Origin of the sequence: Phocaeicola salanitronis DSM 18170 (genome assembly GCF_000190575.1) — a bacterium.
Taxonomy (GTDB): Bacteria; Bacteroidota; Bacteroidia; order Bacteroidales; family Bacteroidaceae; genus Phocaeicola; species Phocaeicola salanitronis.
This window is the reverse complement of record NC_015164.1, coordinates 1,274,477-1,297,898: the sequence shown is the minus strand read 5'-3', so window position 1 is coordinate 1,297,898 and position 23,422 is coordinate 1,274,477. Positions and strand designations below refer to the sequence as shown.

The window sequence follows — 23,422 nt, the reverse complement described above, 5'->3', positions numbered from 1 at the left end:
AGTTGAGGAATATATGGGGAAAATACAAATTTTACAAATTTCCGATATTCACTGGTTATCCATTCCCGATGCAATAGACGATTACAGTTTGATGCGTCGTGAGTTTTTGGAAGATATAGAAAGTTTTTGCAAGAATGGGAATGGGAACTTTGACCATTTGTTAATCTGCGGAGATATAGCTTTTAGTGGTGAAAAAGATCAGTATACAAAAGCTCAAACTTACATTGAAAATATTTGCACTAAAATCAAACTTAAAAAGTCGGAGGTGTATGTTGTTCCTGGCAACCATGACAAACAAAGGAATGCAGGAAAACCTGCATTAAGAAATCTTATCCAATCGGGATTGGCGTGCGAATCAGCCAATGACAAAATGTTCTATGATCTGATGAAAGGGGATATTGAAACATTTCGCGATCTATTCGTTCCTTTTAAAGAGTATCGTGATTTCAGCGCGGGTTATGATAGTGTGGAAATGATGATGGACAAATGTATCGAACGCAAGGAAATAGACGCAGACAACGACCACACGTATTGGGAGGCTATAATATCCGACAACTTAGACGGTTATCAAGTTCACTTGTACGGCTTTAACACCTCTTTGAGTTGTGACCAATATGATTGGGACGATTGGGAAACAAAGAGAAATGGCCATAAGATGTTTTTGCCCAAGTTCGCTTACAATGGTTTTCATAAGAAAAAAGGGAAACACATCTATATTTCAATGATGCATCATCCAACCAAGTACTTGGCTAACGGAAGTAAGATTGAGGAAGAATTTGATAAGTTTTTCCAACTACAGTTTTATGGGCATGTACATATTTCTAATGCTTTCCAAAATGCTGATAAAAGTACTGTTAGGGTATTCTCTGGAGCCATGCAGCCTCCAGGCGCATTAGACAAAAAAGATTGTCAATATTGCCCTGTTTTCAACATTGTAGAATTATCTATCAATAAAAATATGGATGGAAGAGATTTTCTGCATATGAATCTCAGAGTAAACCGCTGGAATGACGCAACGAAGAAGTTTGAAGATGATAAGAAAGCGTCCAAAGAGTTTGATATAGAAATAAACGCTAATCCATCCCGTTGGGAAAATGCTCCAGCTCCCGTACTGCCAAAACTGCCTGATGGCGTAACTATAAGGGATATACGTGTAAAATTTGTGAGCAGACTTGACACCAAACGTATCATCAATAGTGTTTATCACGGCTTTTTCGATGAAACACAAACATCCCATACGAACAATGTGAACTTTCTGAAAAAGATTAATGAAGACAATAAATGGATAGAGTTATGGAACAAAATGAAATAAATGAAGAGAACGTATTAAACGAACTTCTCATGCAAAGTGGACTCATTATACCTTATAATAAGAGTTTTACTTTAGTGATGGAAGAAAGATGTAGAAATTTTATTGATGAAAAATTGAACTTTGATGTTTTTGCAGATTTGGCTATGAACTACACAAAAAACAGTTGTCCAGACCTGTTAAAAAGCCATATATGGGAACTAATTGATGAAAACGAGAAACTTTCCCCATGCGTGTGGAACACATTGGTTTTTTACATTATCTATATTGCTATTATTGATAAAGAGGATGAGAAAGAGAAAGCCATCTACTCCTGTATGTTGCAAAATATCCTCGTGCAACGTAAAGGACATTGGGAAGAATTGAGATTTCCATCCTATCTATTGAAACTATATGGTTTCATGGATGCATACTTAAAAAACAACGAGGTCGGTAGTGGCGACTTTCCCAATGATTTTTTAGGAAAAATGTTTGGTGACATTAATTCACTAAAGACAACTCTAAATACAGAGGAAGAGCAGAGGAAGCTAAAAATCATAGGGAAATATGCTTGGAAACATCACTTGGAAGAAATGATTAGGAATGGAGAAATTCAATATCAAGATCCATACTTGAAAGCTATGGTGTTTCTTCAATATTTATTCGAGAATCGTCCCAGTGTATTCATTCATGACGGTGTGTTTGAACTTATTCGAGAATCCAAATTCCTACAGAGTCAGAAAAAAGAAACTTTGGACAGGATACTTGAAACCATAAGGGATGCAGAAATTATTAACGAAGAGACTGAACGGTCAAAGTCCTCAGTCATATTGAGACTAATATCTGAAGAACATATAACAGACGACACATTCCTTCAGGAGAAATTCACTCCAAAAGAATTCTTTGTCTGTGTGTATTACGAACTATTGTTGGAATCTATACTGAATTAAAAATGGAAAACAATAAATCAGCCATATTAAAGGGAAGCGAGCAATCTCAAGAATCCATTGTAGGGGTTAATACAAGTGAACTTCTTGCAACAGAACCGAATCTTGCCGGCAGGTTTTATTCAGACGCCTTGGACGATTCGCAAATAAACGGCATCATCCGTTCAATCAATCCACATCTGATAACACTGATAGGCTTTTCTGAATTTGGAAAATCAACTTTTGTCGCTTCGATGTATCATAGGGTTATGACGCAAGGACAAATAGACGGATATGACTTTTATGATTCTGATACTTTCTCTGGCTTTGAAAGAAGAGCATACATACGAGATGTGGGATTAAAGCTTAATAAGAGGTTTAACAGAACCACCAATACGGAAGGATATTTCTTAAACATGTATTTTAAAAAGGGAAATGAAAAGCTGCTTTTGGTGATTTCTGACAGAGCCGGTGAAACTTATAGAAATGAATATACGACCAATGCAAATGCTGTAAAAGCAGACAAGTCACTTATCTATAACAAACATATCGTGTTCTTTATAGATGTTTCGGCTTTAATAATAGACAAAAATTACTTGGGATTTAAAAGTAAATTCAACACCTTAATTTCAAGGTTCTATAGTGCAGGCGTATTTAAAAACGAGAAGATTATTGACGTGATTTTTAACAAGATAGACCTATTGAATAAGGAAGATAAAAACGTTTGTCAATTATTTGAATCAAATGCAAAAGAAATAATACAAATGATAGAAGAAACTTCACAAACCAAAATCAATAAGCAATTTAAAATCTGTTCGAACAATATGGAGAATAATCATGATTTATACGAGGTATTTGATTATTTCGTAGAAAGTTGCAGGCTTATAAATATTCCTACTCTCTCTGATGTTGATTGGATTAATACAAAAATTAGGGAACTATGAAACAGATGAATTGCCTATTGGCTGGATTACCTGACACAGGAAAATCAACTTATATTGGTGGGTTGTGGTACAACCTGGAAAACCAATCCTCGAAAATGAAGATGAAAGCAAGCCGGGAGTTGGTTGATGACACACAACATTTGGAATCTTTGAGTGACAAATGGTTAGAAGGTGTAAGGGTTGACAGAACGACAGAAGACAAGTCATCCAGTGTAGAACTGAGGATAGAGCAGAAAGACAACGGAAATGTTCTGAACATCAACATTCCCGATTTCTCCGGTGAAACTTTCCGCCAAATCATCGAGATGACGAATAGTAAGGACTTGGACGACTGGTGTGAAGCTGCCGATACCCTGTTTTACATGGCAAATAATTTAGACCCAGGACATTTTGAAGATGATGACAATATAGGCACAGTTGAAGGCGAAAAGAAGAATGATGAAGTGCCACCTTTCAATTCGCAGAAAATGTCTGCATGTGCGCAAAACATTATGGTCTTGAAGTATCTTTTGGGAAGAAAGCAGTTTAAGAAAATGATTTTTGCCATATCATGCTGGGATAAAGTGACTGGAAATGGAATAAATCCTGAAAATCCTGAATCTTGGTTGAAGAGCCACTCACCAGTTTTATACAATTTTCTTAAAGACCAACAGCCTGATAGCCTAATTATTGGCATAAGTGCTCAAGGGCTTGACTATGAAGGAATAGACGATGATGCTGTCATCACCAACAAAACCAAATCCGGGGAACGTGCTTTTGTGGAGATTGGCGATGAAATTAAGTATGACTTGTCATTGCCGCTATATATGTTAATAAACGAATGATGGTTATCGAACAAACACTTCATGGATACGATATGGGGCATGGGCTGTTGGCTTCCTCATTGCCAAATCTTGCCCCAGAAGACCAGGCTCTTTTATTCAAGTTGAGTGATTGGACTGGCTTCCATGTCTTGAATGCTAATGAGGAAGATTGCTATCTGACAGCCTACCCCCTACCCAGCAAGAAATATTATGCCATAGCGAAAACATGGTATGCGGATGAAATGGAAAGGTCCGGATGCGTGTGGACACATACATTACTGATACCTATTGACGGCATATCGCAAGAATTTGATTTCAGAACAATCATTGATTTATTTCACAGACCCAATAACAAAAATTTCTCTGATTATAATTTGTCGATTGAAATTGAGGACAGAAAGATGAAAAGTTTGAATAAGAACTCTGTTTTCAAGAACTTTGATTTTTTATCAATAATATTCTTGTATACATTTCTGATTTCAAAAAATAAGGGTGCTTGTTTGAAGATTGAGCGTAGTCAGTGTGAATTGCAAGAACTGATCTTATCCTTTCTTCAATACCTCCCTGTAGAATATCTACAATATACGTCGCTATGTACAGGAACAGATACCCCAAGGAAATATGAAAACGAATTATTTTCTTTGCAATTTGTTACTGGGGGACGGGCTGTGTCCATAGACAAAGATTCCCCATGGGAAGGGAAAGTAAGTGAAGAAAATTTCAATGAAGGAATTCGCTATATTATAAATGAATCTTTAAAGAATGATGATGAAACCCCGTATCTAATCCGTCTGTTTTCCAAAGATATTGGAAGCAGTGAAAATAAGTTTATTTCTGTTGCCAATCTACTGCGTCTACTTGATGCAGCAATGACGCATGATGTTCACACTGAGCGTCCGGACTATAATGATGTTCTTTATTATATATTTACAGCATTCCCAAAATCACAAGATGGCATCATCGTTAAAGATAATTTTCTTAGCGAACGTGTAGTAAAGTTATTCTGTTCGGAAAGTGAATTCTTATATGATGTCGTCACATATAAGGGCATGGACAAAGCAAATATGGCTTTGATGAGCTTCACTAAACGGCTTCAGAATCTGAAAGATGATGATATATCTGATTTCTATAGTTTAGTTAATGATGTGGCTTCCATAGAAGAAATCAATGATGCAACTATAGAAATCCTCACCTATGCATTAGAGCAGTTGAATCAGCAAACCATAAATCCTATCATTGAATCGCATTGGGAGACAATGTTTCCCCTAATTTCCAAAGACAAGGATTTTATATTAAAATGTTATTGGCTAGACTTTAACAACGAGCATTTCAGCATTTTCTTCCGCTCATTAAGTTTAGATGTGGCGGATGGAATCACGAAGTGGAATGAATTGCTTGACAAGATACTTTCTGTTAACTGTGCAACTGAAGAGGAATGGGCTGCTTATATAGTAAAGCATGCGGATGATTCAGTGATTAAGATATTGGATTATGCCAATGTAAAAGATGTGCCTCAAAATCTCTTGCAGGAATGCAAGTTATATGTAAAAAAATGTCTACAATGGATAGAACACCAAAGTTCATTCGGCATCAATACTATACGTTTTGTATCCAACACTATAAAGCCATCATGTTTAGAGGTGAGACAATCACATCCTTCTATGTGGATGGTGTATCTTAATTCGGATAAAGAGGGATTGGATTATACTTATTATAGTTTCATTTTTTCCCTGTCATTTAATTGGCATGATGAAAACTCGCTATTGTTCTTATCTCATTCATTTGATAGGATTTACATTGCGTTAAGTAAAAACATATTCCCTCAAAAGGAATGGGAAAGGATTGAACCTTTCACTGAAGACCGTGGAAGCATCTTTGAGTGGGACAAATGCAAGAAACTCTGCGCAGGAGTTGCGTCATACTTGAAAAGTAACGGTTTTGATAAAGATGCAATAGATAAAATATCGTCCGAAGAAAAAATAAAAAAGAGATTGCGTAAAATGTGGTAATTGTGTTCTATTTTGTTCATGTTTTAGGCAACTCTCCACAATGTTGAGATATGTTTAAAAATGAATGACTTTAGAAATTATTGATAATGAGAATTCAATATAATTGCTGTTCGCTAAAAAATATGTCAAGGAAGATTCAGCTGTTCGCAGTATCCATAAACGGATATTTTTGTTTGCCTGTCAGTATCATCTAACTGGTGCAAGTCCTTAACGAGGGACATTCTGTAAATACTATAGAATTAGCCACCAATTATTGCGAATTAGTCATCCATTGAAAAGTATATGCTAACGAGATATTTTTCCAATAGAGTATACCGGTAAGCATTTGGTAAACTACAGGTATTAAAACCTTTATATACAACAATAGCGACTGTCACTATAAACCAAATAGTTGTAGTCGCTATTGTTTTGTTGAATCTGTATATTGCAGTCAGCTCTGCAAAACATCCCTTCATTCTATCCTTCACATTATTTACAAAATCAATCCTGCATTTCTCTTTCTTACAGCAAATCTAGCCCCCTGCCTTTGGATTGAGCAAGGCCATGCCCCGTTGGGGTTGGCCGGGAAAAAATCATCCTCGCTTCGCTGCGGTATTTTTTCCCGCCAAGCCTTGCACAATCCCGGCAGGAAGCAACCTTGCACGTAAGAAACAGAAATACTGGCTCCAAGAGCCGGTCATGTCTAACTGTATAAAAGATAGCAAATATGAGAACAGAAGTAAACCAAACGAGAATTAACGGCAAGTATCCTACAGGCAGCGTATATTATTTCGGAATAGCATATCCTGTGCGTGAAGTGGACGGATATAAGGTTTCCACGGAACGGCTGGAAGCCAGACTGGAATTTGACGGTTCTTTGCTGATGGAAGCGGCCGGAATGCTGGAAGAATTCGCCTGTTTCCTGAGCGATGAGGACATTCACGCACTGAGTGATAAAGAAATACTTGAAATCATCCATTCATAAAACAAAGTAATATGGAATATAAAATCGCCATTGAAGAACTGCTCCGACGTGTAGTGACGGTGGAAGCGGAAAATCCCACACTTGCCGTATATGAAGTGGAGGAGGAATATAATTTAACAAGACACGTACTCTCCGAAAATGACTTCATCGGTGTTGATATCGTGTTGGCTCCCGAAGACAAGGAGGCGCAGGAATATTTGAACAACGGCACTTTCCGCAGTTTTGTCGAAAGACGTTTTAGCATCCATTCAGCGGACTTTCCTTTGATAGACAAGGTCCGTTTCGTATTCGGCAGCATGGACAACGCGATTTATGAATTTAGCAAACGGGCAAGCAAGTCCTCTTCAGAAGAAAAGGAAGTCTGGCTACTCTACCGTTGCGATGCCTGGCTCAGCACGGCCAGCATGGAACTGGTCGCGCCCTTTTCCTCCAAGGAAGCCGTGACGGATTACCTGACAGGCAACCGCAAGCGCTTCCGGCTGACGCAATGGGACCTGGACTTCTTCCGGGAAAACAACCAGACCCAACGGGGCGGCGCCAATTACATTGTTTTCAGCCACAGCCTCGATCCCGCGCCCGAGCCCCAGCCGGCTGACACGGACGATGCCTTTTACAAAAAGCCTTTCCGCTATGGCACTACCGTCCTGACCCGTTACGACCTTGAAAACCTTTCCTGCCCGTTCTGTACAAAGGATACGGATGATGAGGCAATGCGCAAGATAGTCCGCCGTATGCACCGGAAGATTAACGGACGGATAAACGGCAATGCCGGTGAAACACCGGATATGGAACCAATCCGTTTGGAGGAGATGGACGAAGCGGCGGCGCATTTTAATGTCCCTTACTATGAAGATTTGCAGGAATGACAATATAATTAAAACAGGCAAATATGAGTTATCAGATAATTACCCAAATGGTTTATAACGCCCATACCCACCAAATAGAAACGTGGCAGCATTCCAATAATGTATGGCCAAGGATTGACCACTTCCGTGCGTTGGATGTAAGGACAGACGAACAGCTGTTCCGCTTCATTACCCTGGTGGCGGAAGGCTCGTGGCAGACACGCAAATGGCACAAGGAATTTGAAACGCTGTTCCGGGAATACCCCGAACTGCGCATGGATTCCTACCGGGATGAACTCAGGGGCAAATCCTGGCTGGAATATTGCGCCATTCGCCGCAAGTATAAGGAACTTGCCTGGAGCAAATGCGGGGAAATAGCCGCACGTTTCAGGCAGCTTGTCAAAATAAGGCTAGAAGAAAAATAACGGAAGGGCGACCGCAAGGCCGCCTTTTTTCATTTATGCACTTTCATACACATCATGTACGGGAAATCAAATCCTGCCGTACACAGGTAACTCTGATGAAGAAAAAACTGACAATGGAATTGGTGAAATCACTGATGGAAGAATCCTATACGCTGGTATGGACGGATTACCGGGACAATCTTGACGGCAACCGCGACCTGCTCCAGGAATGCCTGGATAAGAGAAGTCCGGAACCTCTTTGGGAAAAGGCGGAAGAATGGTGCGGAGATTCCGAATGGGAGGCGGCCAAAGAGATTATGGAAAAGCTCAAGGAAAGATGCGTCCTTTTCCATGATTCCGATGAGGAGGAAGTGGAATCTTTCTTTGAGGAACACGATGATGAGATACGGGGCGAGATTTATGCCCGTGATGATTCAGACGTTTTGATGGAGCTGATCAAACATACGGATGACATTCCGGTCCGGGTGGAGATGCTTTCCGATTATGACTGCATCAATTCCAACTGGTGGGAATCACAAGGAGGGTACCGTTACGAGGAGTCCTATTTCGGTGACATGGTGGACGCCTTGAGGCTCAATCCTGCCAGGGTAAAGAAGATGCTTGTGGAAAAGGGCTACACGGTACATGGCTGCTTTCCGAACAGGAAAAGCCGTGACGGTAAGGAACAGGTGACCTACGAACATTTCTATCAGGAACTTATCAATTCCTGTTGCGGTGCGAACTTGCTGACCTATATCGGGAAAGTAAGTCTAAAAGACCTATATGACATCGGATTCTCATTCAAGGAAGTCATTATTCCCAAAGGTAACTATTGCGGCATATTCAGTTCCATATACGGTGGCGGCAGCCTGTTCGGAATGGAATTGCAACAGGATGTAAAGTTGGAACTGAAACCAAAAGACCGTTACGGTTTCCGCTTCAGACTTGACAACGAAAAGTCAGAGACCGAATGTTCCATTCAACATGTATATGGAGCATGTGACTCCTTCTTCGGTGAAACATTGAGGATTGTCTCTTGACCAATTTGACAATCATTGTATAATTCTCAAAAGCGGATAAAATGGAAAATAAAACAGAGCCAAGACGGACAGGAATGTCCGAAAGCAGACAGTGCTATTTTGAAGAAGAATTGTATTGTTCCGGCAACAGCCCTCTGCAAAGTACCCTTTGCGATAAGAAACTGGAGGAAATAAAATCCGGTTATGGTGACAGTGAAGTATGTATGGGTGAAATGCTGGCATCCGTACCGGCGGACGGACTGACAGTGGAAGAAGCGTTCTATCTGTACATACGGGCCATGCAATGGGCTGAGGGAGACCGCTTTTTCCGCTGGACATATGACAGGAAGAAAGAACTTTTCTGAAGTGAACTATATATAACCTCAAATAGAAGAATTATGAATTTTCAAGCAGAAAGTGCAGTTTCCAGTTTCTTCTACTATATGTGGAATGCCTGGAGCCAGGAAGAGTGCAGAATCGTGTACGGAAACATGTCCCGTCATTTTTGGGAAAAATGGTGCCTGTTGTCTGACAAAGGCGTATTCGGCGCGGCTGAACGCTTCTATGCGGAGTTGTCGGACACATACCGGGAGCCTTTAGTAGAACGGGCCGTCAGCCTGTATGACGGCAAATCACTCCGAAATATGCGGACATGAACCCCTGACATTCTATTTATATTTCTCTTTCTTATAGCAAAGATAGCCCCGTGCCTTTGGATTGAGCAAGGTCAGATTGGCTGGGAAAAAATCATCCTCGCTCCGCTGCGGTATTTTTTCCCGCCAAACCTTGCACAATCCCGGCACGGGACTACCTCGCATATAAGAAACAGAAATACCGGCTCCGGGAGCCGGCCGTATCAAAAAAATGAAAAATATGGAAGCTGAAAAGAATCAAGAGAAAACGGACAGAAACTACCTGTGCTATTTCGGAGTCAGGTATCCGGTCCGGGAAGTGGACGGATGGCATGTATCCACAAAACAGTTTGAGTCTGTGCTGAGACGTGACAGCCTTCTCCTTATGGAAGCGATAGACATACTGGAAGGTTTTTTCTATTTCCTGGATGAAGAACTGTTCCATTCGTTGAGCGACGAGGAAATATACAGGCTTATCAACAGGTTATGACCGATATGAAAACGATAAGATAAAAAGCCCGACAGGACTTATGTTTAACTAAACCAACAGAACAATGATGACAACAACGACACCGAAACCCCGTGAAGGACAAGTAGCGGGCTTTCCGAAAGAACAGGCTGTCATGCTCACGGAGAGCAATGCCTATCGTGCGAAAAGCATCAGAAGGACGGGGACGGACGAAGCTCCCGTCCTTTTTCATTTCCGGAAACGCTGTATGGGCATGCATTCGTATGTGCATACCATAGAGGCGGCAGACGGGACAGAACGGGAAATCCGCCCGTCAGATTTCAAGGACTGGGAAATTACCGGATGCAGATATCCCGGCTATCTGGAAGACCTGTATGGCAGTGCATGCAGCGCCTACCGGTGGAATTCGTTTGACCCGGAAGAGCGTGCCCAGACAGACATCTGCCGCCATGAGGAGCAGTTGTGTGCCGACCTGACTTCCATTCCCGAAGAAAAGCGGGAACAGTATAAGGAAGGCTACCGGAAGCGCCTTGCCGGTTTGTTCGGCAGCCTGTCACGGTGTGCGAGCCCGGCTGTGACCGGACCGGCAGGCTTCGACCGCCGGAAACAGGAAAAGGCGGAGCAGGCCTGCCAGAACAGGCAGGAGGAGTTTGAAAACTGGCGGGAACGCTTCCTTGCCGCCATGAAGCGGATGCAGGAGGAAGCCCGTCCGGAAGAGGAGAAACTGGAAGCCGCCTGGAAAAGCCTGAAAAGAGACATCGCAGACAGTGTCCGGACCATTCACGAACTGGATACCGGGAAAATCCGTGGGTATAACCGGGCGCTTTTTGTTAGCAGCATCCTGAACAAGGTAATGACCTACGTCAACCGGGGTGAAGTGGAAACCGTACAGAAAGCCGTCGATTTTATCCGTATCTGTAACGCAGGCGTGAAGAAACCGGTCATTACCCCGCGCAACCGTTTCTTCCAGTTCCCCGAAATGGCGGTCCGCGTACGGGAGAAAATGCAGGCTTCCAGGCAGGAGGAAAACAGTGAAATCCTTTTTGAAGGAGGCAGGCTGGTGTGGAACCGACAGGCCGACCGGTTACAGATCCTTTTCGACGGCATCCCCGACGATGCCAGACGCAGGGAGCTGAAGTCGAACGGCTTCCGCTGGTCCCCCAAGAACAAGGCGTGGCAACGGCAGCTGACCATGAATGCAGTGCGGGCGGCAAAAAGGATGTTGAACCTTCAAGACGTATAAAATATGGGCAGTAGCAAAAAATATGTGGCAGATTCCCGGTATTTCCGGGGAGATGTCCTGACCGTCATGTCTGACGGAGTACATTGTGACGGTTCCGGACACACCCTCATGGAATTGCGTGAAAAGGAACGCAACCCGTACTTGTGTGCTTTCGGGGTGAAAGAGTTGCGCAAGAAAGGACGTATCTATATGGAATCTCTCTGTACACTGTTCAGAGAAATCTCCCCGGAACGGTACGAGGAACTGTCGTTTTATTCAAACATCCGTAAAAACCGCAATAGTTTCTTTGAAGCGGAGCCTTATTATTGGGAGTTGCATGACTTTTATTTCAAAGTGTCCGGCCGGTGCTTTACCGGTATCCGTCCTGTCAACCTGCCCTACGAAGAACTGCAGCGTCAGATAGGCGAACATTACCGGCGTGTCACCTGCAGGCCGGTAATCCGCAAATGGAACATCGCCGTTTCCGGAACGGACGGGAACGGCGGAAGAATGGGCACCGCTTATTTCTTCGTGACAGACAAGGGCTGCCAGCGCTTCATCTGCAACCTGACCGTATCCGGAGAGGCGGAATCCGTTCAGGAGGCACGCAAGGATGTTGCCCGTATCCTCCGAAGCCTGCGCAGGCATCATTTCACTTACTATGCAGGAACGGAAGGCATCGATGACCTGGACCGGTTCATGGATTATATGGAAAAGAACGATTATACCTTGCTGTCAGCCGGGACATTCTTCCAATACCCGATAAACAGGGAGTCCGTCACCTTCACGGGAAAAATTAAGGAAACAGGCAAAAGGTTCCTGTACCGTATTTACGACCGTGAAATTTTCCTGCACCTCTTGAAGCGCCTCCGGGGCGTCAAGAGAGAAACGGAACATACGGAACGCATAATGACCTGAGTGTGATTAAAACGAAAGCCCTGTCCAGCCGGATGGGGCTTTCGTAATTCTAATAATGATTGGAAATATAAGATGAGAAAATTCAAGGAAAAACAGGCAGTGTACTGGAACGACCCTGCCGGAGAAACATCAGGCGTCTATGAGGTGCTTGATACGAATGAAGAATATAATGCAGGAATAACGGAAGCGGAAATTCCGGGCTTTGACTCCCGGGTACTGCTGATAGGGAACGGCATGAGTGAAGCGGAAGTTTATGCGGAAGAACTGTCCGTCATTGACCCGCCGTCGAGTGAAAGCCGGGGCCTGGTCCAAAAGGACATGGAGAACGGTTTCAGGAGGTTTGTCCGGAATAACGGCTGCAAACCGGATTATGCCGTCTGTTCCATTGCCTGGAATGACGGCGGCAGCTATCCGGAAGTCAATATCCGGCTTTCGGAAACGGCGGATCCGGACACGGACGACAGCTTCTTTTTCTATTGCAACGGACTGGAAGGCCTCAAGCCACTCGCTTTTCCCGGTCTGGAAGAGTTTTACATAACAGGCATCCTTCATTTTGAGATTTTTGCAGGAAATGCCAGGCACAAAAAACAGAAGATAGAATGTCATCCTCATTTCTTGCGGCAAATATAGTCGTTTGCCCGACTGACCGGGCAAGGCGGCCCCCATGGGGCTGGTTGGCTGGGAAAAAATCATCCTCGCTCCGCTGCGGTATTTTTTCCCGCCAAGCCTTGCGCGGTCCCGGGTCAAACGCCAACATTTGCGACAAGAAATAAGAATGCCTGCAAGCAGGCAGATGTCTCATTAAAAATTAGAATATATGATTACAATGAACTACAGACAAATGCTGGTTGTATCCCTATGGCAGTACAATCATCATGCGAGCGAAGGACTGACCCTTCCGCTTTTTCAGGAAACTTTCGGGAAAGTCTACGGACAGCACTATTATGAGAAATGGACGCTTTACTTCAACCGCAACCTGTGGGACATGTTGACCTATTTCAGGAGCGAGGAGGAAAACGGGCAGAAATTCTGTGACATGGTGGCAAGGCAGGTAGAGCTTTACCTTCATAACCGGAAACAGACAACCCTCAAAAATTGAAGGCTATGGCACAATACCCGGTTCCCAAAGAAATACAGCCCTTGGCGAAGCTGATGACGGATTTTGCCCATGCCTGCGGCTATGACCCGCTGACCGTATTCAATGATTTCCTGACATTTGTCATTCACGGTTTCTCGCCCGGTGCGCCACCGCTCAAGAGTTGGAAATACAAGCGGCAGCAGAATGCCGCATTCATGGGCATGGTGCGTGAATGGGTGCGGCTCATGCAAAGCCGTCTGAAAGAAGATGACAGCTGGTATGACCCCTTCGGTGACATTTACATGGCGTTCTCTTCCGCCGGTTCCAAACAGGCACAAGGACAGTTCTTCACTCCGGCGCCAATTTGCGAACTCATGACCGCATGTGCCGGTACGGGAGAACATCAGCCCGGACAGCGGATGGGAGATCCGACCTGTGGCAGCGGACGCCTGCTGCTTGCCTGGCACGTACGCAACCTCGGCGGCTATCTGGTCGGTGAGGACATCAACCGCACTTGCTGCCTGATGACCGTATGCAACATGCTGGTTCACGGTGGTGTGGGTGAGGTTATCTGGCACGATAGCCTCCAACCTGAGAAGTTCAACGACGGCTGGCTGGTCAATCCGGTGCTTACCCATACCGGCATCCCCACTATACGCAAGATGAGTGAAGAAGAATACCGGAAAAGCCGGGAACTTCCTGTAAACAGAACAATAAATTCTAAAAAATGACAGCTATGGCAACAATCATTATTGCCCGGATCTGCAACTCATGCGGCTGCACTCCGGAAGAAGCGAAGGAGTATCTGGACGGTGAAATACGCAACTTATTGGACTATAGGGATGCGGATGACCTCCGTGCGGAGGATTTCGCACAGGCATGCGACAGCCTGGGTCTGGAACATGACTTTATCCCGTATTTCATCGAACGGCTCAGTATGTGTTGAATTTATGAATAATCCATTATTAAACAGACAAATTATGAAAGTAAATGCAAGCAGCGAACTGAAATCCCGTCTGGCCCATGCGGCAGAAAACGGGAGCGTCATCGCAAGGGACATCCTTGCCGAATTGAAGAAGAATGTGGATGTCACAGAGATTGTGCGGGGATTTTGCAACCATTTTTCCACCAAGCGCAAACGGACATCCTGCGACGGGTTCCAGAAAATCCGCATCGTGTTCACCGCCTGTAACAAGGACCTGTCCAACGGGAATTTCCCGGACCGCAACAATCCGCAGGCGCCCCTGTTCCCGGAAAACCGGGTGGATATGGAGCCGTCCACGTTCATCAGGCTGTTCAAGAACCTGCCGGAGTATCCGGAAACAGACATGGCCTATTTCGCCAGCGCCATCTGCGTGGACAGCAAGGTGACCGTGCGCCTGTTGGAAGGGATGCAGGACATTTATGAGGCGTATGACGGGGATAATTATTCCCCGATAGCGGACGATACGGCATCAACCCTGCACAATTCCTGCATGCGTTATCCGGACAAGGCACGCAATGCCGCGGATTTCTATGCCAACTTCGCCGGGGCGAAAATCCTGGTGGCAAGGGACGAGAGCAACAATGTGCTCGGACGTGCCATCGTGTGGGAGCATGTGCGCTGTCCGGTTAATGATTACGGGCTGGACACGGTTTCACTGACGGACCGGATATATTCGTCCCATGCGTTTGTCATAGGAATGATGCAGCATGAGGCACGCCGGAACGGGATCCTCCTGCGCAGAAAGTTCAACGATTATCACCATACCAAGGAATATGTGGCATTGAACAGCCTGCAAGAAACAGGCATTGTGGCAGGGCAAGAACTCCAACTGGCACTCATCGTGGATGTGCCGGCTTTCCGCTGGCATAAGAAAGGGGTGCCTTATATGGACACGTTTTACAGCATTGCCATGAAAGCCGGGAAAATAGAACTGAGAAATTATGAAGGGGACGGGCAGATTGCCACCTGCCGGAATATTGGGGGAAGCGCCGTCCGTACAATGCAGGTATGTCCGGGCTGCGGCAAGATACACGGCGGTTTCGGGAATGTTTTCTGCTCCTCATGCAAGTCTTCCCTTTATGCCAGCACCGTTTTCGGTGAAGTGATCAAAGGTACTGTACGGGATTACAAAGGAGAGGTTTATCCTTCCGTGCTGTTCAAGAAAGGCCGGCCGATCCCGCCGTTCAGGACTTATTTGCAGCTGGAGAAACTTTTCATCTCATAAAGGCTGTCGCAGGCGTATATCCGCAAGGGTGTACGCCTGTGTCTGATGTGTCACATTCAAATACTTAATCTTATGGAAAGACTGGTTACACTCTATAATATAGCTTCCCCGTCGGGGAAGGAAAAGCCCATGCTCCGTTACCTCAAGGCGGAGTTGAAGCGTATGGGCATTTCCTGCAGGCAGGACCGGCAGGGCAATCTTTATGCCGTAAAGGGCCGGGCAAAGACTTATCCGTGCGTCGTGGCGCATGTGGACGAGGTGCACCGCCACAGGACAGGCACTTACGGGGCACACGTGGTGGCGGATGCCATGGTGATAGGTTACGACCATCGCCACAAGCGTGTGACGGGCATCGGTGCCGATGACAAGAACGGCATCTGGATCTGCCTGAAATGCCTGGAGGATTTCAAGGTGATGAAATGCGTTTTCTTTGTCCAGGAAGAGAACGGCTGCATAGGAAGCCGGGGGGCGGACATGGCTTTCTTTTCGGACTGCCGCTTCGTGCTCCAGTGCGACCGATGGGGGAATTCGGACTTTATCACCCGCATACATGGCACGGAACTCTGTACACGCGACTTTGTCGGATGTGCCGACCTCCCGAAATACGGCTACAAGCCGGCCGAAGGCGCCACGACGGACGTGTATGTGCTGAAAAGAAGGGGACTTCCGGTTTCCTGCGCCAATATCTCCTGCGGGTACTACGAGCCGCACACGGACCGTGAATATACCATACTGGAAGACCTGTACAAGTGCTACCGTTTAGTGCGTCATATCATCGTTGCGCACAAGACGGTCAGCGTCCATTCGCCGGAACCGGAACGATGCCCGTTTCCCGGATATTATGAAGCATTCGGCATCAGCGGGTACAGCGAGGAAGAATACCAGCGGATGGTGAGGTGGTTCAAAAACGGCTGCTCCCGAAAACCGTTGAAGAAAGACTTTATCTAACAATATTAAAACAAGAATCATGATGGAAGCAACATTGACAATGCCGGCAGCTGCGCCGGTACAGAAGCAGCAGGGACTGAATCAGGTAGTGATCAACAAGGTACGGCGGATGGTCGAAGGCAGGCAGCCGGATGTGATGGCCGCCATCACCCGCCTGCTCGAAGAAGGGAAAATTGCACAAGATTACATGGCCCCCATCGGGGTCAGCCGCAGAAATGGCGAACAGCGTCCTGTCGTGTCGTTCAAGGCGGCGGACCGGGTACAGCTTTCGATGCCCGAAGGGGATTTCAGCCTGCACGCCAATGCCATCGGCCAGGTTTCCGAAAAGATGGGCATCCCGGCCAAATACCTCCGCGAACTTTCGGCGGGAGCCGCATGGCAGAAACAGTTGTGCGCCACCATCCTGAACGAGCATTCGGGTTGGACGGAACGAACGCGTGTGCTGGTCCGGGCGGTAGGGACCGAGGTACGGGGCATATTGTCCGATTCCTACCGGAGGCTCAATTCGGTGGAGATCCTGACCGCATTCATCCGGGAAGCGGCAAACCAGGGGGCTGTCGTTTCAGATGCCTACATGAACGATACAAAGGTCTGGTGTGAGACCATCCTGCCCGCTCCCATAGAGATTCCTACCCGCAAGAACGGTACGGTCGTCATCTTTGCCGGGGCACGTTTCTCCACGTCCGATTACGGAAACGGTTCGGTGGACATGCGTTCCTTCCTGCTCAACGGGGCATGCCTCAACGGGATGGTGCGTGAGTCCGTCATGCGGCAGGTACATCTGGGAGCGAAACTGCCGGACTCAATGGCCCTTTCCCAAAAGACTTACGAACTGGACACGCAGACTACCGTCTCTGCGGTTTCCGACCTGACCAAAGGGCTGTACAGCCGGGACACCCTTATGCAAAAGGCGGTGGAGATTCAGGGAGCCGCTGAGGTGGATGTGGATTTCGATAAGGAACTGAAACAGCTGGTACAGCGGGGCGCCTTGCTGAAGAACGAGGGCCGCGAGGTGGAAAAGCTGCTGATGAACAATAACCCGGACGACGGGGTGACGGGCGGTGCCACGCTTTGGAAACTGACCCAGGGCATCACGGCATTCGCACGGGCACAGCAGCCGGAACGCTGCCGCGAACTTCATGAGATTTCCGGCCAGCTGCTGAACCGGGTAAAGGTGAACTGAAAAACGGATGCGGAAATGAAAGCCGGGGACTTTGCCACGCTGGTACGCCCTTATAAGGGATACCGCAACATCGAGCTGATCAAGCACCTGCCGTACACATGGCTGGTGCGTATCTGCGGAAGCGGATTGGAACTGGAAGTTTATGAGGACGAATTTGTCCTTGATTGAGTATAAACCTTATAAAGAAAACGGGTATGAAAATTTTATGTAGCCAAGAGCACTACGACAAGGTGGTGCAGTATGCCGAATCCATCGGCGACACTACGCTTCAAAGATGTCTGGAGCGGCTGAAGAGTTGGGAAAAAAATCCGAACCGTCCCTGTGAGATTGAGTTGTATTATGACTTTGCTCCTTATTCGTTCGGTTTCAGAGAGCGTTACCCGGATGGCAGGATTGGCATTGAGGGCGGACTGCTCTATCATGGCAGGCCGGACCAGTCCTTTGCGGTTCTGTTAGAGCCTTTTCACGGATGGAGCATACATACCTGATGTTGTAGTTGTAGCATAAAAAGAATCTCAATTTTGAACTGAAATCTAAAAAATGCAACATTTTTAAGGCTCAATTCAAAATTGAGATAATATTTCAAAACCAATTGTCATTATCAAAAAATAATCAGTTTTCAATAACAATGTTGATATTAGTTTCAATACAAATAATAACGTTTTGTATTCATGTTAAAAAAAGGAATGTTTTTTTACATTAATAACCTACAATTTAGTTTGTTTCCGGAAGAACTTTGTCAACATCTATCGGTATATTTATATAATGTACATCTTTTTCTTCTGAATATAGTTTGATTCTTATTGAATCATTTGAAATCATTCTCCGTAAGTATTTTATTTGATAATTTGATAAAATAGAGGATGAGACTTTCCAAATAGAGCTTGTCATACTACTTGATTTTTCATCAATAATGTTTTTGAATATTTTTTGAAACTCTTCTTTTTTCTCCATAGGATGTCGTGTTAATATTAAATATTCTTTTTCATTTCCGGGAGATATGTAGCTGTTATTATCAACATAGCCAATAATAGAATCTTTATTGCATATATATAGTAATCGATAATCCCATCTTTTGTGATGTATATCGAAATGTTTCACATATCCATAATATGAAGCTGAATTTGCAAAAAGATTACTATTTGTTTTATTCCTTATAATAATCTCAATAGGAAAATCAATCCATACTACCTTTTCTTTGTTGGAATTATAACCAAATGTTGGGAATCTCTCAGAAACCTTCTGAACAATCTGTTCCTGAGAAGCTAATCCCATAAAAGGAAAAAATACTATGATTAAAAAAAACGTATCATATGTTTTCTGTAAAAAATGCTCTAATAATAGTAATTGCAATTTCGTCACGATCAAATGTATAACAGAGCATAACAATATCTCTATCATATTCTGTTTGTGACATAAATGTACGCTCAACTTCATTTAAAGAATTGAATTTACCATTTAAAATGTCAATAAAAACATCAACAGATATATTGATTAATTTATATTTATTCTCATAAGGATCAATATCTGAAACATAATTTCTAACGGTCCATAATCCTTCTTCTATACAATGGTTTAATTTCTCCAATTCTGCTTTTTCACAAAACTCTTTTATGTCTTCATCCATATCATCTATAACCAGTTTTGCAGCTACTGCTATAGGATAATATGGACCGACTAAAGGTAAGGTCATATCTGAAACAGATTTCCCCTTAGTCAAGACCATATTGACAATGTCTTTTGTATCTTCTAATTTGTCTGCAGCATTGAGAACTTTACGAAAGACTTTTAACCCTTTAGCTATTTTAGTCCCTTCATTCCTTGTTATAAAATATTCAAATGCATTATCTTTAAATCTGTCTATATCATCTTTTAAAACATCTTTTATTGCACTTGACGCTTTTCCTGATAATTCTCCCAAAGATAACTTTTCCCCACTTCTAGAATAAATATACGGTAAATTATCTTTTCCATATGAATTAACATATAAACATTTTGGACGTATTTCAAGGTAATCTTCTTTCTTGTCAGGTAGCCGTTTCTTTACATTAGGGTATTCTTTCACTTTTATGTCCCAATATAGAAAAGCTTTTCCTCCATTTTGTAACAATTTATCATTCCACTCTTTATCCAGTTTAATAGAAAAGACAAATGAATCAGTTGATACCCGTATAGTTTCTTTTATAGTTCCATTAAAAGTTTCTTTTTGGGAATCGTATAAAGATAATAACAGAGTTTTTCCTCTTAAATCTTTTGTTGCTAATTTAAATCTCACAGTTTCTCCCAAATAAGCTTGTACTATTTGTTTCCCTTGTTCATCTACCCAGTATCCATTATTTATTTCTGGATTTATAATATTGATGTAAGCGTGTCCTAGGACATTGGAATTTTGTGCACGAATCTTTACTCTCGCCATATCACTCAAACTTAAAATTTTCAAAAATCAGTGTTTTGTTTTTATTCATCATCCCAGAGCATTTGGCATGTCGTTCTTTACCATCTTCACATAAAACAAATTCTAAGGATATTGTTTGTTCTGGTAATTCTTGATCAAATGTGACATATAATGTAACAAGATTGTTTAGAATAAAATCCCTTTGCTTGTTACCATATTCATCAATCCAATAAGCATCCGTTATGAAGATTTCTTGCTTTTCATCATTATTCACAACCCTTGGCTTCACGCTAATATCCGAAACTTTCCACACTTTCTCTCGCGGTTCACAATTCATACGTTTGAGGATGCCAGGTGACAGGAGCACAGTCATCAGCATGGGCATTTCTCCTGTGCACAAGGTTTCTTTCAAACTTATACAATAGCAATCCCAAAAACGGAATATGTCCACGATGTCATCTCCTGTGGCAAATTCGATTTCACCGTTTGCCATATTACCTTGGAGTAGCCATTCATAGAAAAAGTTGTCATGATCGGTCGATTCAAAGGTCAGTGCAATCAAATCCCCCTCTACAGGAAGATACTCTACGGTGCCAAGTTTTTGACAGACCTCCATATGCGCGGCAATAATCCGTCCGATATCAGGACGGTCACTGTGGGCGATATGGCATTCATAGCCGTAGCATGCCACATCTCTTTCTACACCATTTTGCATTCTCAGAGTCACTTGATAGGCCATAATATCTGTCAGGTATAAGTTAGCTGGATGTTGGCAAAAGTCTTTGCAACAATTATTTTCTGCAAATATAAAAAGATTGGTTGGTATAATTGTGTGGTAATCAGAATTTCTTTCTATGTTTCAAAACAGGATGCGGGAAAGTTCGCAACAGATTTACAGTAGACTTTTCAAATAATCGTTGAGGTCCTTCCAAGTTGAGTACTTAAAAGATTCATCTTTCACATGTCCCCCGTATGTTTCCCTGAGATTCTTCAAGGCGTCCTTCCCGGCACGGTCATTATCCAGAAAACAACGGATTTCCTTGTAACCGTCCAAAAGCGGCACAGCCTTTGCCAGGTTGGCAACAGAGTTCAGCACGATATGGTCACAGCCCGGCTGAAAGCCTTCAACACCTTTCTTCTGTAATGTCAGGAACGACAGGTAATCCATAAACCCCTCAAAGAGGCAGCACATCGGCCTTTTCCCTTCCGGTTCCCGGATATACGACACGGCTTTCGGGGAAATGCAGGCCTTGAAATACCGGTTCCGTATCTCATACCCGCCGTTCATGTTGGGGAATCCGACCGCGAAATAGCGTTTCCCGCCCAGTCCGTAACGGATTTCCCGGCATTCCTTGCGGGCTGTTTCCGCCTCGATGCCCCTTTCTTTCAGGTAGCGGTACAAGGCAGGCGATGCCAGTTCCATCACTTCCACGTCCTGAAAAGCCGGTTTCGGCTTTTCCCGTTTGGGGAATGGGTCGGTCATAGGACAGGCGTGTGGAGCCTGGCTTCCTATTTGCCGTAATAGATAGGACACGTCCTTTGACCCGTACAGTTCGGAGGCAAGGGCAATCAGGTCCCCGCCTTTTCCGATGCCGAAATCGAACCATTTATTGAGGGCCGTGTTTACCTTGAACGATGCGTCCGTTTCTTCCCGCAGCGGCGAGCGGTACCACAAGTTCGCCCCACATTGCCGCACCGGGAGATGTCCCAGCATGTGCAAATAATCTTCAATGCGTATTTGTTTGGTTGTCTGTATGTTCATAAGGATTTAAGTTAACCGTTATGGAATGAAAAATCCCCCGGAAACTTTTCCGGAGGATTCAAGCTACTGAGGTAAGGGTTCATACAGCAGTGCCAGTTCCATCCGGCGCCGCCTTTCGATGGAAGGGATGACCCTGCCTTTCCAGCACCGGAACGACAGGTACTCCTGCCCAATGTCCCGCTCCCCTCGTTCCAGCTTCCGTATCAGTTTGCTTTGGGGCATCTTTCCGTATCCCAGGAGCCGGTTATGGCCGACCTGATAGGCCAGCACAGCCAGCAGGAGGCTGTCCGCCCCGAAGCGCCGGAAGAGGGCGCACCGTTCCAGCAGGTCTTTCCTTAGCAACGCTTCCCCTTCCTCGCGGCTCATCCCGTAGGACAGCTGTTCACCCGGGAGGATGCGGTGCCCGTAAGCGATGTACGGCGCCTTGTCCGGTCCGTGCCAGCCTTCAAACCGCATGACCAGTCGGATGGCGCGTTCAAAAGGAGGCAGCCGTTTTAGTCCCTCCATATCCTGCGCCGCCAGCAGGCAGGGAAACAGCCCCAGCAGGCAAAGGGCGGGTATGGCTCTTTTCATCCTGCTTACCATTCCACCACCTCCACATCCAGCGTGCAGCAGGGCGTGCCGCCCTCATAACTCCATTCCCGTCTGCTTACGGCCAGTTCACACTCTTTCAGGAAATCCCCCACACTCATGCTTTCTGTCCTTTCGTTGCGTTCAAAGCAATGGCAGGCGGGCGTTTCTTCCAGCACTTGCCGGGAGAACTTGCAGGCAAGCCGGTCCGCGTTTATGCGGAGCCGGTCGCCGATAGCAGGCACGGTCACCGCCTTCCGGGTCAGCAGGACATACTCCGGCAATCCGGGTATGTCGGCATACAGCAGGATGTTCATTCCGTGCCCTCCTCTCCGTTTTCCGTTCCTGTCCCGGCAGGCTCCGTCACGCTTTCTTCCGGAGCGCCGTCCTCCGCATTGAAACTGAAGCTGAGCTGGCAGACGGCCCCCCAGTTGTTTTCAAAATAGAGGTCGATGGCTTGTGCCTCATCGCTGCTTTCCGAAGTGTAGTACAGCCTGAATTTCAGGTCTTCCAGCAGATAGCGGTCGTTGGGTTTCAGTGCCGTGCCGTCCGCCAGCTTGAGGGTGCCTTCTCCGTCGGGCTGGAAATACCTCAGCGTGTAGACGGTGCCGTTGAATTCCCCTTCAGGAATGATTTCCAGGCGGATTTCCGCCGTTTCCCCTTCCATAAGTTCATCCGTTACCGGCAGGGCTTCCACGGTGAACGGGTATTCCTGCTGCACCTCCGGCCCTTCGTCACAGGAAGCCAGGCAACATACCGCCGCTGCCAGGCAGCAGGCGGCTCTCATCCGGTCAAATGTCTTTTTCATCATTTTCATCATTGTTTCTTGTTTT

General features: G+C 45.0%; 30 protein-coding genes. 23 read left to right on the top strand and 7 right to left on the bottom strand.

Features of this window, described 5'->3' with window-relative positions; all coding sequences use genetic code 11:
* Window positions 1–13 precede the first annotated feature (13 nt).
* The 23 genes from BACSA_RS05780 to BACSA_RS05675 all read left to right on the top strand — a co-directional run bounded on the left by BACSA_RS05780 (window position 14) and on the right by BACSA_RS05675 (window position 18,350).
* Window positions 14–1,312 carry a metallophosphoesterase family protein gene (locus BACSA_RS05780; protein WP_013617183.1) on the top strand — a complete coding sequence of 433 codons (1,299 nt, stop codon included), beginning with the start codon at window positions 14–16 and terminating at the stop codon, window positions 1,310–1,312.
* A complete protein-coding gene (locus BACSA_RS05775; RefSeq protein ID WP_013617182.1) occupies window positions 1,294–2,238 on the top strand; it encodes a hypothetical protein in 945 nt (314 codons plus the stop codon). The genes BACSA_RS05780 and BACSA_RS05775 overlap by 19 nt, the downstream gene beginning before the upstream one ends.
* A 2-nt stretch (window positions 2,239–2,240) precedes the next feature.
* The gene (locus tag BACSA_RS05770; RefSeq protein ID WP_013617181.1) at window positions 2,241–3,158 is read left to right on the top strand and encodes a TRAFAC clade GTPase domain-containing protein; all 918 of its coding nucleotides are present in this window, start codon (window positions 2,241–2,243) and stop codon (window positions 3,156–3,158) included.
* Window positions 3,155–3,982, top strand: a complete 828-nt coding sequence (locus BACSA_RS05765; protein WP_013617180.1) for a TRAFAC clade GTPase domain-containing protein — start codon at window positions 3,155–3,157, stop codon at window positions 3,980–3,982. The genes BACSA_RS05770 and BACSA_RS05765 overlap by 4 nt, the downstream gene beginning before the upstream one ends.
* Entirely contained in the window at window positions 3,979–5,970 is a 1,992-nt protein-coding gene (locus tag BACSA_RS05760; RefSeq protein WP_041583905.1) for a GAP1-N1 domain-containing protein, read from the top strand. Before BACSA_RS05765 ends, BACSA_RS05760 begins: the two co-directional genes overlap by 4 nt.
* A gap of 706 nt (window positions 5,971–6,676) precedes the next feature.
* A complete protein-coding gene (locus BACSA_RS05755; RefSeq protein WP_013617177.1) occupies window positions 6,677–6,934 on the top strand; it encodes a hypothetical protein in 258 nt (85 codons plus the stop codon).
* Window positions 6,935–6,945: 11 nt separating this feature from the next.
* Entirely contained in the window at window positions 6,946–7,800 is an 855-nt protein-coding gene (locus tag BACSA_RS05750) for a DpnD/PcfM family protein (protein ID WP_013617176.1), read from the top strand.
* Between the two features lie 23 nt (window positions 7,801–7,823).
* Window positions 7,824–8,204 carry a hypothetical protein gene (locus tag BACSA_RS05745; protein ID WP_013617175.1) on the top strand — a complete coding sequence of 127 codons (381 nt, stop codon included), beginning with the start codon at window positions 7,824–7,826 and terminating at the stop codon, window positions 8,202–8,204.
* Window positions 8,205–8,299: 95 nt separating this feature from the next.
* Window positions 8,300–9,223: a hypothetical protein gene (locus tag BACSA_RS05740; RefSeq protein ID WP_041583904.1), complete on the top strand. Its 924-nt coding sequence runs from the start codon at window positions 8,300–8,302 to the stop codon at window positions 9,221–9,223.
* A gap of 41 nt (window positions 9,224–9,264) precedes the next feature.
* Window positions 9,265–9,567, top strand: a complete 303-nt coding sequence (locus BACSA_RS05735) for a hypothetical protein (protein ID WP_013617173.1) — start codon at window positions 9,265–9,267, stop codon at window positions 9,565–9,567.
* Between the two features lie 33 nt (window positions 9,568–9,600).
* On the top strand, window positions 9,601–9,858 hold the full coding sequence (locus BACSA_RS05730; RefSeq protein WP_013617172.1) for a hypothetical protein: 258 nt from the start codon (window positions 9,601–9,603) through the stop codon (window positions 9,856–9,858).
* A 217-nt stretch (window positions 9,859–10,075) separates the two neighbouring features.
* Window positions 10,076–10,324, top strand: a complete 249-nt coding sequence (locus tag BACSA_RS05725) for a hypothetical protein (RefSeq protein ID WP_013617171.1) — start codon at window positions 10,076–10,078, stop codon at window positions 10,322–10,324.
* A gap of 64 nt (window positions 10,325–10,388) precedes the next feature.
* Window positions 10,389–11,546: a hypothetical protein gene (locus BACSA_RS05720; RefSeq protein ID WP_013617170.1), complete on the top strand. Its 1,158-nt coding sequence runs from the start codon at window positions 10,389–10,391 to the stop codon at window positions 11,544–11,546.
* Between the two features lie 3 nt (window positions 11,547–11,549).
* Complete coding sequence (locus BACSA_RS05715) at window positions 11,550–12,443, top strand: hypothetical protein (protein WP_013617169.1); 894 nt, start codon at window positions 11,550–11,552, stop codon at window positions 12,441–12,443.
* Window positions 12,444–12,515: 72 nt separating this feature from the next.
* A complete protein-coding gene (locus tag BACSA_RS20115; protein WP_013617168.1) occupies window positions 12,516–13,073 on the top strand; it encodes a hypothetical protein in 558 nt (185 codons plus the stop codon).
* Window positions 13,074–13,260: 187 nt separating this feature from the next.
* The gene (locus BACSA_RS05705) at window positions 13,261–13,542 is read left to right on the top strand and encodes a hypothetical protein (RefSeq protein WP_013617167.1); all 282 of its coding nucleotides are present in this window, start codon (window positions 13,261–13,263) and stop codon (window positions 13,540–13,542) included.
* Window positions 13,543–13,547: 5 nt separating this feature from the next.
* Window positions 13,548–14,252, top strand: coding sequence for an N-6 DNA methylase (locus BACSA_RS05700; protein WP_013617166.1), 705 nt, complete (start codon window positions 13,548–13,550; stop codon window positions 14,250–14,252).
* Window positions 14,253–14,257: 5 nt separating this feature from the next.
* Window positions 14,258–14,467, top strand: coding sequence for a hypothetical protein (locus tag BACSA_RS05695; protein ID WP_013617165.1), 210 nt, complete (start codon window positions 14,258–14,260; stop codon window positions 14,465–14,467).
* 34 nt (window positions 14,468–14,501) lie between these two features.
* Window positions 14,502–15,731 carry a hypothetical protein gene (locus BACSA_RS05690; protein ID WP_013617164.1) on the top strand — a complete coding sequence of 410 codons (1,230 nt, stop codon included), beginning with the start codon at window positions 14,502–14,504 and terminating at the stop codon, window positions 15,729–15,731.
* 72 nt (window positions 15,732–15,803) lie between these two features.
* Window positions 15,804–16,679: a hypothetical protein gene (locus tag BACSA_RS05685; protein WP_013617163.1), complete on the top strand. Its 876-nt coding sequence runs from the start codon at window positions 15,804–15,806 to the stop codon at window positions 16,677–16,679.
* Between the two features lie 22 nt (window positions 16,680–16,701).
* Entirely contained in the window at window positions 16,702–17,862 is a 1,161-nt protein-coding gene (locus BACSA_RS05680) for a hypothetical protein (protein ID WP_013617162.1), read from the top strand.
* A 15-nt stretch (window positions 17,863–17,877) separates the two neighbouring features.
* Window positions 17,878–18,030, top strand: a complete 153-nt coding sequence (locus BACSA_RS20110; protein ID WP_013617161.1) for a hypothetical protein — start codon at window positions 17,878–17,880, stop codon at window positions 18,028–18,030.
* Between the two features lie 26 nt (window positions 18,031–18,056).
* On the top strand, window positions 18,057–18,350 hold the full coding sequence (locus tag BACSA_RS05675; RefSeq protein WP_013617160.1) for a DUF4120 family protein: 294 nt from the start codon (window positions 18,057–18,059) through the stop codon (window positions 18,348–18,350).
* 226 nt (window positions 18,351–18,576) lie between these two features.
* On the opposite strand, the gene BACSA_RS05670 is transcribed toward BACSA_RS05675, so the two are convergent.
* The 7 genes from BACSA_RS05670 to BACSA_RS05640 all read right to left on the bottom strand — a co-directional run bounded on the left by BACSA_RS05670 (window position 18,577) and on the right by BACSA_RS05640 (window position 23,400).
* The gene (locus BACSA_RS05670) at window positions 18,577–19,137 is read right to left on the bottom strand and encodes a hypothetical protein (RefSeq protein ID WP_041583903.1); all 561 of its coding nucleotides are present in this window, start codon (window positions 19,135–19,137) and stop codon (window positions 18,577–18,579) included.
* A gap of 34 nt (window positions 19,138–19,171) precedes the next feature.
* The gene (locus BACSA_RS05665; RefSeq protein WP_013617158.1) at window positions 19,172–20,278 is read right to left on the bottom strand and encodes a hypothetical protein; all 1,107 of its coding nucleotides are present in this window, start codon (window positions 20,276–20,278) and stop codon (window positions 19,172–19,174) included.
* A gap of 1 nt (window position 20,279) precedes the next feature.
* On the bottom strand, window positions 20,280–20,996 hold the full coding sequence (gene tssD / locus BACSA_RS05660) for a type VI secretion system tube protein TssD (RefSeq protein WP_013617157.1): 717 nt from the start codon (window positions 20,994–20,996) through the stop codon (window positions 20,280–20,282).
* Window positions 20,997–21,149: 153 nt separating this feature from the next.
* Window positions 21,150–22,019, bottom strand: coding sequence for a toprim domain-containing protein (locus BACSA_RS05655; protein WP_013617156.1), 870 nt, complete (start codon window positions 22,017–22,019; stop codon window positions 21,150–21,152).
* A gap of 63 nt (window positions 22,020–22,082) precedes the next feature.
* Window positions 22,083–22,592: a glycoside hydrolase family protein gene (locus BACSA_RS05650; RefSeq protein ID WP_013617155.1), complete on the bottom strand. Its 510-nt coding sequence runs from the start codon at window positions 22,590–22,592 to the stop codon at window positions 22,083–22,085.
* Between the two features lie 5 nt (window positions 22,593–22,597).
* Window positions 22,598–22,906, bottom strand: coding sequence for a hypothetical protein (locus BACSA_RS05645; RefSeq protein WP_013617154.1), 309 nt, complete (start codon window positions 22,904–22,906; stop codon window positions 22,598–22,600).
* Window positions 22,903–23,400, bottom strand: a complete 498-nt coding sequence (locus BACSA_RS05640) for a DUF3872 domain-containing protein (RefSeq protein ID WP_052306021.1) — start codon at window positions 23,398–23,400, stop codon at window positions 22,903–22,905. Before BACSA_RS05640 ends, BACSA_RS05645 begins: the two co-directional genes overlap by 4 nt.
* Between the last annotated feature and the right edge of the window lie 22 nt (window positions 23,401–23,422).

Bases quoted from the DNA above. Each gene is read 5' to 3' on its own strand.
- BACSA_RS05780 (WP_013617183.1), top strand. From the start codon at position 14: ATGGGGAAAATACAAATTTTACAAATTTCCGATATTCACTGGTTATCC.
- BACSA_RS05775 (WP_013617182.1), top strand. From the start codon at position 1,294: ATGGAACAAAATGAAATAAATGAAGAGAACGTATTAAACGAACTTCTC.
- BACSA_RS05770 (WP_013617181.1), top strand. From the start codon at position 2,241: ATGGAAAACAATAAATCAGCCATATTAAAGGGAAGCGAGCAATCTCAA.
- BACSA_RS05765 (WP_013617180.1), top strand. From the start codon at position 3,155: ATGAAACAGATGAATTGCCTATTGGCTGGATTACCTGACACAGGAAAA.
- BACSA_RS05760 (WP_041583905.1), top strand. From the start codon at position 3,979: ATGATGGTTATCGAACAAACACTTCATGGATACGATATGGGGCATGGG.
- BACSA_RS05755 (WP_013617177.1), top strand. From the start codon at position 6,677: ATGAGAACAGAAGTAAACCAAACGAGAATTAACGGCAAGTATCCTACA.
- BACSA_RS05750 (WP_013617176.1), top strand. From the start codon at position 6,946: ATGGAATATAAAATCGCCATTGAAGAACTGCTCCGACGTGTAGTGACG.
- BACSA_RS05745 (WP_013617175.1), top strand. From the start codon at position 7,824: ATGAGTTATCAGATAATTACCCAAATGGTTTATAACGCCCATACCCAC.
- BACSA_RS05740 (WP_041583904.1), top strand. From the start codon at position 8,300: ATGAAGAAAAAACTGACAATGGAATTGGTGAAATCACTGATGGAAGAA.
- BACSA_RS05735 (WP_013617173.1), top strand. From the start codon at position 9,265: ATGGAAAATAAAACAGAGCCAAGACGGACAGGAATGTCCGAAAGCAGA.
- BACSA_RS05730 (WP_013617172.1), top strand. From the start codon at position 9,601: ATGAATTTTCAAGCAGAAAGTGCAGTTTCCAGTTTCTTCTACTATATG.
- BACSA_RS05725 (WP_013617171.1), top strand. From the start codon at position 10,076: ATGGAAGCTGAAAAGAATCAAGAGAAAACGGACAGAAACTACCTGTGC.
- BACSA_RS05720 (WP_013617170.1), top strand. From the start codon at position 10,389: ATGATGACAACAACGACACCGAAACCCCGTGAAGGACAAGTAGCGGGC.
- BACSA_RS05715 (WP_013617169.1), top strand. From the start codon at position 11,550: ATGGGCAGTAGCAAAAAATATGTGGCAGATTCCCGGTATTTCCGGGGA.
- BACSA_RS20115 (WP_013617168.1), top strand. From the start codon at position 12,516: ATGAGAAAATTCAAGGAAAAACAGGCAGTGTACTGGAACGACCCTGCC.
- BACSA_RS05705 (WP_013617167.1), top strand. From the start codon at position 13,261: ATGATTACAATGAACTACAGACAAATGCTGGTTGTATCCCTATGGCAG.
- BACSA_RS05700 (WP_013617166.1), top strand. From the start codon at position 13,548: ATGGCACAATACCCGGTTCCCAAAGAAATACAGCCCTTGGCGAAGCTG.
- BACSA_RS05695 (WP_013617165.1), top strand. From the start codon at position 14,258: ATGGCAACAATCATTATTGCCCGGATCTGCAACTCATGCGGCTGCACT.
- BACSA_RS05690 (WP_013617164.1), top strand. From the start codon at position 14,502: ATGAAAGTAAATGCAAGCAGCGAACTGAAATCCCGTCTGGCCCATGCG.
- BACSA_RS05685 (WP_013617163.1), top strand. From the start codon at position 15,804: ATGGAAAGACTGGTTACACTCTATAATATAGCTTCCCCGTCGGGGAAG.
- BACSA_RS05680 (WP_013617162.1), top strand. From the start codon at position 16,702: ATGGAAGCAACATTGACAATGCCGGCAGCTGCGCCGGTACAGAAGCAG.
- BACSA_RS20110 (WP_013617161.1), top strand. From the start codon at position 17,878: ATGAAAGCCGGGGACTTTGCCACGCTGGTACGCCCTTATAAGGGATAC.
- BACSA_RS05675 (WP_013617160.1), top strand. From the start codon at position 18,057: ATGAAAATTTTATGTAGCCAAGAGCACTACGACAAGGTGGTGCAGTAT.
- BACSA_RS05670 (WP_041583903.1), bottom strand. From the start codon at position 19,137: ATGGGATTAGCTTCTCAGGAACAGATTGTTCAGAAGGTTTCTGAGAGA.
- BACSA_RS05665 (WP_013617158.1), bottom strand. From the start codon at position 20,278: ATGGCGAGAGTAAAGATTCGTGCACAAAATTCCAATGTCCTAGGACAC.
- tssD (WP_013617157.1), bottom strand. From the start codon at position 20,996: ATGGCCTATCAAGTGACTCTGAGAATGCAAAATGGTGTAGAAAGAGAT.
- BACSA_RS05655 (WP_013617156.1), bottom strand. From the start codon at position 22,019: ATGAACATACAGACAACCAAACAAATACGCATTGAAGATTATTTGCAC.
- BACSA_RS05650 (WP_013617155.1), bottom strand. From the start codon at position 22,592: ATGAAAAGAGCCATACCCGCCCTTTGCCTGCTGGGGCTGTTTCCCTGC.
- BACSA_RS05645 (WP_013617154.1), bottom strand. From the start codon at position 22,906: ATGAACATCCTGCTGTATGCCGACATACCCGGATTGCCGGAGTATGTC.
- BACSA_RS05640 (WP_052306021.1), bottom strand. From the start codon at position 23,400: ATGATGAAAAAGACATTTGACCGGATGAGAGCCGCCTGCTGCCTGGCA.